General features: G+C 73.3%; 15 protein-coding genes. 6 read left to right on the top strand and 9 right to left on the bottom strand.

The annotated features are described in order from the left end of the window. Positions 1-61: 61 nt before the first annotated feature. Entirely contained in the window at positions 62-850 is a 789-nt protein-coding gene (locus F1721_RS01205; RefSeq protein ID WP_150064614.1) for a glycerophosphodiester phosphodiesterase family protein, read from the bottom strand. Positions 851-919: 69 nt separating this feature from the next. Between F1721_RS01205 and F1721_RS01200 the strand changes: the two genes are divergently transcribed. Together F1721_RS01200 and F1721_RS01195 are read left to right on the top strand one after the other, a co-directional pair. Next, complete coding sequence (locus F1721_RS01200; protein WP_246153992.1) at positions 920-1,273, top strand: hypothetical protein; 354 nt, start codon at positions 920-922, stop codon at positions 1,271-1,273. Between the two features lie 90 nt (positions 1,274-1,363). Beyond that, entirely contained in the window at positions 1,364-2,017 is a 654-nt protein-coding gene (locus F1721_RS01195) for a VOC family protein (RefSeq protein WP_246153990.1), read from the top strand. 3 nt (positions 2,018-2,020) lie between these two features. On the opposite strand, the gene F1721_RS01190 is transcribed toward F1721_RS01195, so the two are convergent. Next, positions 2,021-2,374 (bottom strand): hypothetical protein, encoded by a 354-nt coding sequence (locus tag F1721_RS01190; RefSeq protein ID WP_150064612.1) that lies wholly within the window; start codon positions 2,372-2,374, stop codon positions 2,021-2,023. A 189-nt stretch (positions 2,375-2,563) separates the two neighbouring features. After that, complete coding sequence (locus F1721_RS01185; protein WP_150064611.1) at positions 2,564-3,118, bottom strand: TetR/AcrR family transcriptional regulator C-terminal domain-containing protein; 555 nt, start codon at positions 3,116-3,118, stop codon at positions 2,564-2,566. A gap of 93 nt (positions 3,119-3,211) precedes the next feature. Between F1721_RS01185 and bioB the strand changes: the two genes are divergently transcribed. Genes bioB through bioD form a run of 4 tightly spaced genes read left to right on the top strand, consistent with a single transcriptional unit; the run spans position 3,212 to position 7,366 of the window. Beyond that, on the top strand, positions 3,212-4,273 hold the full coding sequence (gene bioB / locus F1721_RS01180) for a biotin synthase BioB (protein WP_150064610.1): 1,062 nt from the start codon (positions 3,212-3,214) through the stop codon (positions 4,271-4,273). Then, the gene (locus tag F1721_RS01175; protein ID WP_150064609.1) at positions 4,273-5,532 is read left to right on the top strand and encodes an adenosylmethionine--8-amino-7-oxononanoate transaminase; all 1,260 of its coding nucleotides are present in this window, start codon (positions 4,273-4,275) and stop codon (positions 5,530-5,532) included. Before bioB ends, F1721_RS01175 begins: the two co-directional genes overlap by 1 nt. Continuing rightward, positions 5,529-6,668: an 8-amino-7-oxononanoate synthase gene (locus F1721_RS01170; protein WP_150064608.1), complete on the top strand. Its 1,140-nt coding sequence runs from the start codon at positions 5,529-5,531 to the stop codon at positions 6,666-6,668. Before F1721_RS01175 ends, F1721_RS01170 begins: the two co-directional genes overlap by 4 nt. Beyond that, positions 6,659-7,366, top strand: coding sequence for a dethiobiotin synthase (gene bioD, locus F1721_RS01165; protein ID WP_246153989.1), 708 nt, complete (start codon positions 6,659-6,661; stop codon positions 7,364-7,366). The genes F1721_RS01170 and bioD overlap by 10 nt, the downstream gene beginning before the upstream one ends. On the opposite strand, the gene F1721_RS01160 is transcribed toward bioD, so the two are convergent. The 6 genes from F1721_RS01160 to cysC are packed head-to-tail and all read right to left on the bottom strand — an operon-like array spanning position 7,326 to position 13,231. Continuing rightward, positions 7,326-7,982, bottom strand: a complete 657-nt coding sequence (locus tag F1721_RS01160) for a sulfotransferase family protein (protein WP_150064607.1) — start codon at positions 7,980-7,982, stop codon at positions 7,326-7,328. The two genes, bioD and F1721_RS01160, sit on opposite strands and share 41 nt — an antisense overlap. A 25-nt stretch (positions 7,983-8,007) precedes the next feature. Next, positions 8,008-9,270 (bottom strand): sulfate adenylyltransferase subunit 1, encoded by a 1,263-nt coding sequence (locus F1721_RS01155; RefSeq protein WP_150064606.1) that lies wholly within the window; start codon positions 9,268-9,270, stop codon positions 8,008-8,010. Beyond that, entirely contained in the window at positions 9,270-10,166 is an 897-nt protein-coding gene (cysD, locus tag F1721_RS01150) for a sulfate adenylyltransferase subunit CysD (protein WP_150064605.1), read from the bottom strand. Before cysD ends, F1721_RS01155 begins: the two co-directional genes overlap by 1 nt. Beyond that, positions 10,166-10,927, bottom strand: a complete 762-nt coding sequence (locus tag F1721_RS01145) for a 3'(2'),5'-bisphosphate nucleotidase CysQ (protein ID WP_150064604.1) — start codon at positions 10,925-10,927, stop codon at positions 10,166-10,168. Before F1721_RS01145 ends, cysD begins: the two co-directional genes overlap by 1 nt. Before the next feature lie 4 nt (positions 10,928-10,931). After that, positions 10,932-11,789: a sulfite exporter TauE/SafE family protein gene (locus tag F1721_RS01140; RefSeq protein WP_150064603.1), complete on the bottom strand. Its 858-nt coding sequence runs from the start codon at positions 11,787-11,789 to the stop codon at positions 10,932-10,934. Beyond that, positions 11,774-13,231 (bottom strand): adenylyl-sulfate kinase, encoded by a 1,458-nt coding sequence (gene cysC, locus F1721_RS01135; RefSeq protein WP_150064602.1) that lies wholly within the window; start codon positions 13,229-13,231, stop codon positions 11,774-11,776. The genes F1721_RS01140 and cysC overlap by 16 nt, the downstream gene beginning before the upstream one ends. Positions 13,232-13,745 lie beyond the last annotated feature (514 nt).

The raw sequence follows: 13,745 nt of genomic DNA, 5'->3' as shown, positions 1-13,745 counted from the left end.
GGACCTTACTGGCTCGATCGAACACGGTGGAGGCCCGAGCGGGGACAATGCGTAGTTGTACTCACCCGCCGACCTCCGACCTCGGTTCGCCGAACCGCTCCCGCAGCACCGCGTTCAGCAGGTCGGGCCGGTCGGTGACCAGCCCGTCCACCCCGGCGTCCAGCAGCTGCCGCATCTCGGCGGGGTCGTCGACGGTCCAGACGTGCACCTCGATCCCCCAGCGGTGCGCCTGGCGGACGAACCGGCGGTCGATCACCCGCACCCGGCCGAACCCCTGCGGCACCTGCGCCGCGCCCCCGACGACCAGCGACCGCAGCGGCCAGCCGCCCCAGCGCGAGCCGAGCCACAGCAGCCCGGCCGAGCGCCGCCCGGTCGAGGTCAGCAGCCGGGGTCCGGCGGCGCGCCGGAGCCGGGTCAACCGGTGCTCGGCGAAGGACGCCAGGCAGACCCGGTCCCAGGCGTCGTGCTCGCGCAGCGTCCGCAGCACCGGCTCCACCGCGGAGTCGTCCTTGACGTCGATGTTGAAGAAGACCTCCGGCAGCTCCTCCAGCGCCGCGTCCAGCGAGCACACCGGCTCCCGGCCACCGATCCGCGCGGTGCGCACGGCCGACCACGGCAACCGCCGGATCGCGCCGCGCCCGTCGGTGGTGCGCTCCAGCGTCGGGTCGTGGTTGACCACCACCACGCCGTCGGCCGTGGCGTGCACGTCGGTCTCGATGTACTGGAAGCCCTCCTCGGCGGCGCGGCGGAACGCGCTCAGGGAGTTCTCCATGTCGTGCAGCTCCCCCAGGTGCCACCCGCGGTGGGCGAACGCGCGGGGCCGGGGGCCGAGCAGGAAAGGATGCGTCACACCGGACAACTCTGCCCGATCGGCGTGCCTGCATCACGCAGGCGGGGCCCTTGACTAACGTGATCGATCGTGGACATCTCGGCCCAGCCCTCCCGTCGTCAGCGGCAAGTCCGGCATTGCGCCTGGTGCGGGCGGCGCGTTCCGGAGGCCGGTCGCCAGGGACGTCCACGCCTGTACTGCGCGCAGTCCTGCCGCCAGCGCGCTTACGAACGCCGCACCGCCGTCCAGCGCGGGGGGCTGCCGGAGGACGCCGTGGTGCTCTCCGCCGCCGAGCTCGCCGACCTGCAGGACCGGCTGTTCCAGCTGCGCTGCGCCGCCGAGGACGTGGTCACCGCGGTGGACGACGACGCCGACCGCACCGAGCTGCGCAAGCTCGCGGCGCAGGTGGTGGACGTGGCCGCGGAGCTGGAACGGCTGCGGTGAGTCCTGCGCTCTGCGGGCGAACGGAGGATTGTGCGGGACGGTCCAGGTGACCAGGATGGGTTGGTCCCCAGCGGTGGCGAGGTGTCGCCCGTGCCCGCACGACCCGTGGTCCGCGGCCTGCGCCGCGTCGACCTGATCAGCCCGGACCCGGTGGCCGCCGCGGTCCGCTACCGGGCGCTGCTCGACTGGACCCCGGAGCCGACCGGCCGCGGCTTCGACTGCTGGGTCGGCAACCGCCGCTGCTCGACGATCCGCAAACCGCGCGCGGGCGAGCCGCTCGGCTGGCGCCCGGTGTTCGCCGGGAGCTCCCCGAGCTGCGCGCTGACCGGCCCGGACGACGCGCTGGCGATGGTCGCCAGGGGGCGCGCCCAGCACGGTCCGCTGGCCCCGGCGCCGCGGCCGGGCGAGCCCCGCTGGATCGAGCTGGCCACCAGCGACCCGGACCGCGCCGACGCCTTCTGGGCCAGCACCCTGAACTGGTCGGTGCGGCCCACCACCGGCGGCGCGGAGTACCTGGTCGACGACCGCCCGCTGGCCTCCCGGACGAACCGGCGGATCGCGGCGGCCTGGGGCTGGCTGTGCTTCTTCGCGGTGGCCGACCTGACCGATGCCGAGAAGCTGGTCACCGAGGTGGGCGCGGAGGTCGCCGACCGGCTCGAGCACCCGCTGCTCGGCGAAACCCTGGTGATCACCGATCCGAACGGCGCGACGATCGCCCTGACCACCGGCGACACCTGGGGTTGACGGTCACCAGAGCCGGGCCGGGGGCCAGAACGGACCCGGCTTGAGGATCTTGCGCGGTGCGTCGGGCGCGTCGGGCGCGGGGAGGCTGCTCAGCGCGTCGATGGTCGCGGTCAGCGCGCCCGAGGACCGCCAGACGATCCCGCCGGACGGCGTCGCCACGTGCAGCCGGGCGGCCAGCGCGTGCTGCCGGTCGGCGATCCAGAGGGCGTCGCTGTGCTCGGGCCAGCTCATCACGCCGACCAGCCACTCCGGGCGGCCGAGGGAATCGGTCAAGATCCAGAAGGTCCACAGCGTGTTCAGCCCGACCAGGACCGCCAGCTCGGGGTAGAGCTGCAGCGCTTCGCTGACGCTGTTCACGGTGCGGCGTCCTTCGCGGTCTCGGCGGGCGGGTCACGTGGGGCCGCCGATCTCCTCCCGCGGCGGTGCGCGGAAACGATCGGCCCTGGTCATCCCCGGTCCACCATGCATCACGCCGGGCCGCTGCGGCGGCTCATTCCGCGGGCACCTCACCAAGACCACCCGACAGGGTGATCAAGAGCGGCGGTGTCAGCCGTTGACCCTGGCCCGGAGACCGTCCAGCACCAGGTCGAGCCCGCGCTCGAAGTCCGCCGGTCCGCCGGGCGCGCGGTCGATCGCCCCGGCGCTGGCCGCCTGCAGCGCCATCTGCTCCTCCACGGTGTGGCCGAACACGAGGTGCAGGAGGGCCCGGGTGCCCACGTCGACCACGTCGTCGGGCAGCCCGCCGTCGCGCAGCGCCGCCCGCAGCTGTTCGGCCGGTTCTCCGGCTCCGAGGCCGAATGTGTGCGCGGTGACGACGACTTCGGCGCCGTCCCGGTAGGCGAGCATCGCGTCCCGAAGTTCCCCGCAGATCTCGACCACGCGCTGGTCCCAGCGCTCGGCCCGGCGGGGCCTCCGGCCGCGGCGCAGGACCTCGTCGGCGATCGCGGCCAGCAGCGTCTGCTTGTTCGGGACGTGGTGGTAGAGCGCGCTCGGTTGCACGCCGAGCTCGGTGGCCAGGCGGCGCATCGTCAGCGATTCCAGGCCGTACTCGTCGAGCACTTCGATCGCGCGGGCCACGACGTCCTTGCGGTGATAGCGCACCCAGCACCCTCCCGTTGACCGATCGATCCACCCCAGTTTAACCTGAACGCCGTTCAGGTGAACGCTGTTCAGGTTCTGATTCGGGGAGAAGCGATGAGCGCCCACTTCCACCAGCTCGCCGATGCCGTCCTCGCCGGGACACCGGCCACGCCCGAGGACGCCCTCGCGGTGCTGCGCGCCGACGACGCCGAGCTGATGTCGGTCGTCGCCGCGGCCGGTCGGCTGCGCCGCGCGCACTTCGGCAACGCGGTGAAGGTGAACTACCTGGTGAACCTGAAGTCCGGGCTGTGCCCGGAGAACTGCAACTACTGCTCGCAGGCGCTGGGCTCCAGCGCCCCGATCCTCAAGTACTCGTGGCTGTCCGAGTCCGAGACGCTTCGGCAGGCCGGTGCCGGGCTCAAGGGCGGCGCCAGCCGGGTGTGCCTGGTCTCCTCCGGCCGCGGACCGTCCACTAAGGACATCGACAAGGTCGCGGACATGGTCGTGGCGCTGAAGCAGGAGTACCCCGGCGTCGAGGTCTGCGCGTGCTTGGGCCTGCTCAAGGACGGGCAGGCCGAGCGGCTCAAGGACGCCGGTGTGGACGCCTACAACCACAACATCAACACCGCCGAGAGCCACCACGACAACATCGTCCAGACGCACACCTACGCCGACCGCGTGGACACCGTGGAGAAGGCGAAGGGCGCCGGGATCTCCCCCTGCTCCGGCCTGATCGCCGGGCTGGGCGAGACCGACGAGCAGCTCGTCGAGGCGCTGTTCGCGCTGCGGGAGCTGGGTTCCGACTCGATCCCGGTGAACTTCCTGATGCCCTTCGACGGCACCCCGTTCGAGAACACCTGGGAGCTCTCCCCTACCCGCTGCGTGAAGATCCTGGCGATGGCGCGGTTCGTCTGCCCGGACAAGGAGATCCGGATCGCCGGTGGCCGCGAGATGCACCTGCGCTCGCTGCAGTCGATCGCGCTGCACGTCGCCAACTCGATCTTCCTCGGCGACTACCTCACCTCGGAGGGCCAGGCGGCCGAGGCGGACCTGGAGATGATCCGGGACAACGGTTTCGTCGTCCAGGGATCCGAGGAGGACCTCGCGCAGCGCGAAGCGCGCGACCCGGCCATCCGCCGCCGCGGCGCGGGCACCGACGTCCTGCCGAACGCCTGATGACCCCGGCGGAACTGCTCGCCTTCGACCGCGAGCACCTGTGGCACCCGTACACCTCGATGGTCGACCCCACGCCGACCCGCCTGGTCACCGGCGCCGAGGGGAGCCGGATCGTCCTCGACGGCGTCGGGGCGGTGGTGGACGGGATGGCGTCGTGGTGGTCGGCGATCCACGGCTACCGGCACCCGGTGCTCGACGCGGCGGTGCGCGGCCAGCTCGACCGGATGTCGCACGTGATGTTCGGCGGGCTGACCCACGAACCGGCGGTCGAGCTGGCGCGGCGGCTGATCGACCTCGCACCGGCCGGGCTGGACCGGGTGTTCCTCGCCGATTCCGGGTCGGTGAGCATCGAGGTGGCGATGAAGATGGCGCTGCAGTACCAGCGCGGTGCCGGGCGGCCGGGCCGGACCCGGTTCCTCACCGTGCGCGGCGGCTACCACGGCGACACCTTCGACTGCATGAGCGTGTGCGACCCGGACGGCGGGATGCACGCGATGTGGTCCGGAGTGCTGCCGGAGCAGGTGTTCGGCGAACGCCCGCCCCGGCTCGGCGGTGATGTGGACGCGTGGGCCGCGGGCTTCCGCGCGCTCGCGTCCGAGCACGCCGACCGGCTCGCCGGGCTGATCGTCGAGCCGCTGCTGCAGGGCGCCGGGGGCATGCACCCCTATCCGGCCGAATGTCTCGCCGTGTTCCGGGAAGTCGCCGACGAGCACGGGCTGGTCCTGGTCTTCGACGAGATCGCCACCGGTTTCGGCCGGACCGGCACGCTCTTCGCCGCGGAGGCGGCCGAGGTGACCCCGGACGTGCTGTGCGTCGGCAAGGCGCTCACCGGCGGCTACCTGTCGCTGGCCGCTGCCTTGTGCACGACGGAGGTCGCGCGCGTCCTGTCCGCCAGCGACTCCGGCGTTCTCATGCACGGGCCCACGTTCATGGGAAACCCGCTGGCGTGCGCGGTCGCCTCCGCCAGCCTGGACCTGCTGAGCACCGGCGACTGGGCGGCCGACGTGCAGCGGATCAACACCGGATTGCAGGCGCTGCACCAGATCAACGCCCTCGACGTGCGGGTGCTCGGTGCCGTCGGGGTGGTCCAGCTCGACCACGCCGTCGACGTCGTCAAGGCGACCGAAGCCGCGCTGGCCGAAGGCGTGTGGCTGCGCCCGTTCCGGGACCTGATCTACACCATGCCGCCCTACGTGTGCACCGACGACGACATCGCCGCGATCTGCGCCGGGATCGCGGCAGCTGCGGAGGTCGGATGAGCAGCTGGACGACGTGGTTCGCCGAGCAGCGGGCCGCGCGCGAGGACGCCGGGTTGCAGCGGACGCTGCGGCCCCGGGCGGTCGACGAGGACGTCATCGACCTCGCCAACAACGATTACCTGGGGTTGAGCTGCGATCCCGCGGTGCGCCGGGCGGCGGCCGGTGCCGCGCTGCGCTGGGGAGCCGGGGCGGGTGCCTCCCGGCTGGTCACCGGGACCACCGCGCTGCACGCCGAGCTGGAGCGCGAGCTCGCCGAGTTCACCGGCCGGGAGGCGGCGCTGGTGTTCTCCACCGGCTACCACGCCAACCTGTCCGCGGTGACGGCGCTGGCGAACAAGCAGTCGTTGATCGTCTCCGACGCGCACGTGCACGCGTCGCTGATCGACGCCGCGCGGCTGTCCCGGGCGGCGATCGAAGTGGTCCCGCACAACGACGTGGCCGCGGTCCGGACCGCGCTGGGCGCGGCCGGCGGGCGGCGGGCGCTCGTGCTGACCGAATCGGTCTTCTCGGTGCTCGGCGACGCCGCCCCGCTCGCGGACCTGGCCGCGGTCTGCGCCGAGCACGACGCCCTCCTGGTCGTCGACGAGGCGCACGGGCTCGGCGTGGTCGGCGACGGCGGCCGCGGATCGGTGCACGCGCAAGGCATGGCCGACCACCCGCACGTGGTGATGACCGCGACGCTGTCCAAATCGCTCGGCGCGATGGGTGGCGCGGTCCTCGGTTCCGCCGTGCTCGTCGACCACCTCGTCAACCGGGCCCGCCCGTTCATCTTCGACACCGGGCTGGCACCGGCACCCACCGCCGCCGCGCTGGCCGCGCTCCGCTGCCTGCGCGAGCACCCCGCTCGCCCGTCGGGGATCCACGAGCGCGGTGCTGAGCTGGCCGACCGGCTCGGCGTGCCGCGGTCGGCGGGTGCCGTGCTCTCGGTGCCGATGCCCTCGCCGCAGGTCGCCGTCGCGGCGCAGGCCGCCGCGCTCGCGGCCGGAGTGCGGGTGGGGTGCTTCCGGCCGCCGTCGGTGCCGGACGGGATCTCCCGCCTCCGGATCACCACCCACGCGGGTCTGGACGACGCGCGCTGGGAGCACTCGGTCGACGCGCTGGTCCGCGTCGTCAAGGAGCACCGGAGGTGGCCGTGATCGCCGTCGTCACCGGCACCGACACCGGGGTGGGCAAGACCGTGGCGACCGCGGCCCTCGCGGTCCGCTCCGGGCCGGGCACCGTCGTGGTCAAGCCCGCGCAGACCGGCCTCGGCACCGACGAACCCGACGTGCGCGCCGTGGCGCACCTGGCCGGGTGCGAGGTCGCGGAGTTCACCAGCCTCGAAGACCCGCTCGCCCCCGACACCGCGGCCCGGTTGCGCGGCGTCGAGATCCCCCCGATCAGCGCGCACACCGCCCGCATCCGCGAGCTGGCCCGGAGCCACGACACCGTGATCGTCGAGGGTGCGGGCGGGCTGCTGGTCCGCCTGGACACCGCGGGCGGAACGCTGCTGGACCTCGCCGCCGAGCTCGCCCGGACCCACCCGGTGCAGGTCTACGTGGTGACCCGGATCGGGCTAGGCACCCTCAACCACACCGAGCTCACGGTCGGCGCGCTGCGGTCCCGGGGCCTGGAACCGGCCGGGCTCGTTCTCGGCGCGGTGCCCGATGAACTCGGCTTGGCCGAGCAGTGCAACCGAACGGAACTGCCCCGCGTCACCGGGGTCCCGATCGCGGCAGCGCTCCCCGACGGGGCGGGCGCCCTCGCTCCGGAGCGCTTCCGGGTCCAGGTCGAGTCCTGGTGGTCGTCGCCGCTCACGACTCGAACGGGGACGGGATCCTGCCCTCGCGGCTGATCTGGTCGACCAGGCCGCGGATCGACGCCGCGTCGTTGACGTGCGGGAAGTCCTCCTCGGGGACGGGGACTCCGAGGAAGTCGCACAGGCGCTGCCAGCCCTCGCCGACCTGGTAGGTCAGCAGCCGGTCGGCCGGGACCGCTGCCTGCACCGCGGCGTTGTGCTCCTCGAAGACCTCGATGGCGTGTTCGCGGTCGTCGAAGCGACCGTCGAAGGTGCCGTTCCAGATCATCCGCTCGACCATCGGGCGCAGCTTCGAGCTGAAGTCGTCGTCGCCCGGTTCCTCCTGGACGAACTGGTAGATCGTGCTGTGCACGCTGTCGTACCACTTCTGCGGGTCGCGGACGGTCAGCAGGACCTTGGCATCGGGGTAGAAGTCCGCCAGCTCGCGCCAGAAGGTGCAGCCCGGCCAGTCCACTGTGGAGGCGAAGCCGCCGAGGACGGTGTCCCAGTCGGATACCTCGCCGTCCAGCGCCCGGGTCCAGTCGTGCACCCGCTCGGGCTGCGCGATGACCTCGAACATGTGGTAGCACGGGCCGAAGCCGAGGCGTTCGAGCGCCGCCTTCAGCGAGGCGGTCCCGGTGCGACCGAACCCGGCCCCGATGATCTGAACCATTCCTGCTCCTTGCTGATCGGGTGTTTCAGCGCGCCTCGGTGATCAGGACCGCGCCGACGGTCGCGTGCGTGGATTCGTCGATGAGCACTGCGCCGCCGGTGAACCGGTTGTCGGCGTAGGCGTCGCAGAACACCGGCTGCGCCAGCCGCAGGACGATCTCGCCGATCTCGTTGAGCGCGAGCCGATCGGCCGGGCCGCGCTCCAGCGTGGTGACCTCCAACCGGTCGCGGATCTCGGCGACCACCGCCTTGACGGTGCGCGTGGTGTGCTTGAGCAGCAGCCTCATCCCCGGTTCCAGGGCGGATCTCGCCGACATCCAGCACACCGCGGCGGTGAGCTCTTCTGCGGCGACCGGGGCGTTCTCGGGAGCGCAGAGCATGTCGCCGCGGCCGACGTCGATGTCGTCCGCCAGCCGCACTGCGACCGACTGCGGTGCTCTGGCCCGGTCGAGCTCGTTGCCAGCGAAGTCGACCGCGACCACGCGGCTGCGCATCCCGGACGGCAGGTGCAGGACCTCCTCGCCCGGGGCGACCGCGCCGCTGGCGATCTGCCCGGCACAGCCGCGGTAGTCGCGCTCCGGGGCGCGGAGGGTGCACTGCACCGGCAGCCGGAACTCGCCGGTGGAGCCCTCGTCGGCGACCTCGACCGCTTCCAGGTGCTCCAGCAACGACGGTCCGTCGTACCAGGGCATCGACGCCGAGCGGTGCACCACGTTGTCGCCGCGCAGCGCCGAGATCGGGATGGCGGTGACCGCGCGCAGGTCCAGCCGGGCGGCGAACGCGGCGAACTCCTCGGCGATGGCGCGGAACACCGGCTCGGCGAAGTCCACCAGGTCCATCTTGTTGACCGCCAGCACTAGCTGAGGCACCCGCAGCAGCCCGGCCAGCACCGCGTGCCTGCGGCTCTGCTCGGTCAGGCCGTGGCGGGCGTCGACCAGCACGATCGCCAGGTCGGCGGTGGAGGCGCCGGTGACCATGTTGCGGGTGTACTGGGCGTGGCCGGGGGTGTCGGCGATGATGAACGCCCGCCGCGCGGTCTCGAAGTAGCGGTGCGCAACGTCGATGGTGATGCCCTGCTCGCGCTCGGCGCGCAGCCCGTCGGTGAGCATCGCCAGGTCCAGCTGCGCGTCGCCGCGCTCCGCGCTGGCCAGCTCGAGCTGTTCGAGCTGGTCCGCCAGCAGCGACTTGGAGTCGTGCAGCAGCCGGCCGATCAGCGTGCTCTTGCCGTCGTCGACCGCGCCCGCGGTGGCGAAGCGCAGCAGGCTGTCGGCCGGGGCGAAGGTGTCCATCAGAAGTACCCCTCCCGCTTGCGGTCCTCCATCGCGGCGGCGCTGGTGCGGTCGTCGGCGCGGGTCTGCCCGCGCTCGCTCACCCTCGTCGCGGCGATCTCGGCGATCACCTCGGAGACCGTGGTGGCCGTGGACGGCACCGCGCCGGTGCAGGTCATGTCGCCGACGGTGCGGAACCGGACCGAGCGCTCGACCAGCTGCTCCCCCGGGTCGCGCGGCAGGAACGGGTTGTCGGCCAGCAGCATCCCGTCGCGCTCGAAGACCTTGCGGTTGTGCGCGAAGTACAGCGACGGCAGCTCCACGCCCTCGCGCTCGACGTAGGCCCACACGTCGCGCTCGGTCCAGTTCGACAGCGGGAAGGCCCGCACGTTCTCGCCGGGGTGGATCATCCCGTTGTAGAGGTTCCACAGCTCCGGGCGCTGGTTGCGCGGGTCCCACTGGCCGAAGGCGTCCCGGAAGGACAGCATCCGCTCCTTGGCGCGGGCCCGCTCCTCGTCGCGGCGGGCGCCGCCGAACAGCGCGTCGAAGCGGTGCTCGGCGATGGCGTCCAGCAGGGTCGTGGTCTGCGCGCGGTTGCGGCTGCCGGTCGGCTCGGCGACCCGACCGGCGTCGATGGAGTCCTGCACCGAGGCGACCACCAGCCGGACCCCGAGCTCGGCGGCGCGGCGGTCGCGGAAGTGCAGCACCTCCTCGAAGTTGTGCCCGGTGTCGACGTGCAGCACCGGGAACGGGATCGGGGCCGGGGCCAGCGCCTTCTCCGCCAGCCGGAGCAGGACCGCGGAGTCCTTGCCCCCGGAGAACAGCAGCGCCGGGCGGTCGAACTCGGCGACCACCTCCCGGATCAGGTGCACCGCCTCGGATTCCAGCAGGTCCAACCGGGACAGCTCGGCGGGCATCAGCGACTCCCCTCTGGTCTGGTGCGGGACAGGGCGTCGAGCAGCGGCTCGGCCAGCTCGCCGCGGCAGACCAGCAGGTCCGGCAACCACGGGTCGGCGCGGCCGTAGACCAGGTCGGAGCCGTCCAGGCGGCTGGTGTGCAGCCCGGTGGCGCGGGCGACCCCGACCGGGGCGGCGCTGTCCCACTCGTACTGCCCGCCGTCGTGCAGGTAGGCGTCCACCTCGCCGAGGACCACCGCGGCGATCTTCGCCCCGGCCGAGCCCATCGGGACTAGCTCGGCGCCGACGTCCTCGGCGATGTCGCGCACGAACTCCGGTGGGCGGCTGCGGCTGACCGCGATCCTCGGACGCCCGCTGCCACCCGCGGGCGGCTCGGGCGGATCGCCGGTGCTGAGCACCGCACCCTGCGCGGGCAGGGCCACGGCCGCCGCGATGACCTCGTGCTTCTCGACCAGTGCGACGTGCACCGCCCAGTCGGCGCGCCCGGGCTCGGAGAACTCCCGCGTGCCGTCCAGCGGGTCGACGATCCACACCCGCCCGCCGGGACTGCGCTCCGGGCCGGAGATGCCGTGCTCGGAGAGCACCGGATCGTCCGAGCGCTCCTGCGCCAGCGCCGCGCCGAGCAGGGCGTGCGCGGCCTCGTCCCCCGCTGCGCCGAGCGCCTTCGGGTCCGATGTGGACGTTGATGCCCGCAGCTCGATCAAGCGCTCCCCGGCCAGTCGCGCCAGCCGGGCGGCCAGCCCGTGGTCGTCCTCAGCCATGCCGCTACCTCCCGCTCACCGCGGGCGCCCGCCGCGTGTTCCGCACCAGCGGGAGCACCGCACCGATCAGCACTACCAGCAGCCCGGCCGATGCGCTGAGCACGACGTCCGCGCCGAGCATCGCCAGCCCGGTGGTCACCAGCATCCCGCCCACCAGCACGCGCACCGGGCGGTCCGGCACCCGCGCCGAGACCAGCGCCCCCACCAGCACCCCGGGCAGCGAGCCGACCAGCAGCGACCCGACGAGTCCGAAGTGGACGTCCCCGGCGACGAGGTGCCCGACCGCGGCGACCGCCACCAGCGGCACCGCCTGCACCAGGTCGGTGCCGACCAGCCGCGCCGAGCTCAGCCCGCGGTTGATCAGCAGCAGGACCACGATGATGATCGAGCCGGACCCGACCGAGGTGGCGCCGACCACCAGCCCGGCCACCCCGCCCAGCAGCACGGTCGGCAGCGGCCGCACCACCGATCCGTCCGGGGCGGCACCGCGGCGCGCCAGCACCATCCGCAGGAACAGCATGCCCGCGGCGAGCAGCACCGCACCGCCGACGATCTCCTTCAGCACCGACTCCGCGCCCTTGCCCAGCGCCCCGGCCAGCAGCGAGCCGACCGCCGCGCACGGCAACGAGCCCAGGCACAGCCAGCCGACGAGCTTCGGCTGCACCGTGCCCCGCCGCAGGTGCACCACCGCACCGACCGGCTTCATCACCGCCCCGGCCACCAGGTCCGAGGACACCGCGGCCAGCGGCGGCACGCCGAACACCAGCGTGAGCAGCGGCATCGTCAGCGCCCCGCCGCCCATGCCGGTCGTGCCCACCAGCAGACCGGTCAGCAGCCCCGCCGCCGCTACGCCCCAGTCCACGGCCCCACCCAACCCCGCTCGCGCAGCAGCGCCACGACGCGCCCGACCGCGGCGTCCTGCGACAGCCCGGAGGTGTCCAGGACCAGGTCGGCGTCGCCGGGAACCTCGTACGGCGCGGAGACGCCGGTGAACTCGGGCAGCAGCCCGGCCCGCGCCTTGCGGTACAGGCCCTTGCGGTCGCGCCGCTCGCACTCCCCCAGCGGCGTGGCGACGTGGACCAGCGCGAAGCCGCCCACCGCCTCCACCATGCGCCGCACCGCATCCCGGTCGGCGTGGTACGGGGCGATGGGCGCGCAGATCGCCGCACCGCCGTGCCGGGTGACCTCCGCGGCCACGAAACCGATGCGGCGCACGTTCCGGCTGCGGTCCTCGGCCGAGAACCCCAGCCCCTCGCACAGCGTGCGGCGGACGACGTCACCGTCGAGCAGCGTCACCGCGCGGTGGTCGTGCCGGTGGAGCTCGTCGCGCAGCGCGCGGGCCAGCGTGGACTTGCCCGCCCCGGACAGCCCGGTGAACAGGACCGTGAACCCGCGGTCGCGCAGCGGCGGGTGCATTCTGCGCTGCTGCGCGGCGATCGCGGGCGTGGTGAACCAGCCGGGCAGGTCGTCGCCGCGGTCGAGCAGTTCGCGAAGTCGCTCGGGGCTGAGGCCGGGGCGGCGGTCGGCCGGGGCGACCTGCGCGGCCGGGTGCCAGCGGTCGGTCCGGTCGCGCACCACGTCCGGCGGCTCCAGCACCTCGATCGGGGGTTGGTCCAGCGTGTGCGGCGAGATCAGGTGGGTGGCGCCGTAGGCGGCGGCGACGTGCGCGGCTAGTTCCGCGTCGCGCTTCGGATCAGCGCGGCGCACCAGCGGAACCGGCACGATCGTGGTGTCCGGCAGCTCTGGTCTGGCGGCGAGCACGGCCTGCACGAGCAGTTCCGGGCGCGGACCGCTCGTGCGCGGCAGGACCAGGACGTGCGCGTCGTGCTCGGCGGCCAGCTCGCGGATCTGGGCGAGTTCGCGGTGGTGCAGCGGCTGTTCCGGGAGGACGCCGAGGACCGGACCGGTGGGCAGCTTCGCGCGGACGTCGGCGGCGGGCGGACGCATGCTGCGCAGCACGCCGCTGGGCTCACCGACCGCCTCGACGGGTCCGGCCGCGTGCATGCCGGTCTCGTCGGTCCACGGGGATTCGTTGCGGACCAGCGCTACCGGCGCACCTTCGAGGTCGAGCAGTTCGATCTCGTCAGCTGCGGCTGCCTCGACCGGGATCCGCAGCGTCAGCGGATCCGGCCAGGGCGCTCCCCCGCGCAGGCGGTGCCGGGTGCGCACCGACTCGACCTCGTCGGCGGGGAGGAAGCCGCGCAGCGGCGGGAAAGCACCGTCCAGCAGCAGTTCCACGTCGGCCAGCTCGGCGGGGTCGAGGTAGCGGGCCGCGCGCCGCGGCGTGGTTCCGTTCGCGCTCACCGACACCTCCACCCGCTGCGCGCGGGACGTTGGCTCCAGCTCGTGCGAGCTCTTGATCCACAACCTTGACCGACACCCGCCGCACGGAGAACCCCGCCGACCACTTCTCGCCAGTTCGCGTTTTTGCCACCGGGGCAACAGATCTTCCCCGTGGCGATCCGGGCGAACTGGGTGAGCGAGCAGGTTCCGGCGCGGACCACCACGAACCGGACAGGACGGTCGGGCGCGCTCGCAATTGTCCACATCGGACGTTGGTCGCCGGTTCCAAGGGCGGGGTCGCGCCGACGGGCGGCATCTGCGCGGCCCGGGGACGACGGTTTTGCGGATGGTGCCGAGACGGCCCGCGCCCGGCTCCGCGACGTCTTCACCGAAGCAGCGCAGCAACTCGACTGACCGGGCTGCTGCTGAGGCCGCGCACCAAGCCCGGGTTCGGCCCCTGGTCAGCGGCAGATCATCCCACTCACCGAAGGGCCGCGGGGGAACCGCGCGGCCCTTCGGTGACCTCACCTGCGGC

This window comes from Saccharopolyspora hirsuta, from assembly GCF_008630535.1.
Lineage (GTDB): Bacteria > Actinomycetota > Actinomycetes > Mycobacteriales > Pseudonocardiaceae > Saccharopolyspora > Saccharopolyspora hirsuta.
This window is presented reverse-complemented; position numbering and strand designations above follow the sequence as displayed.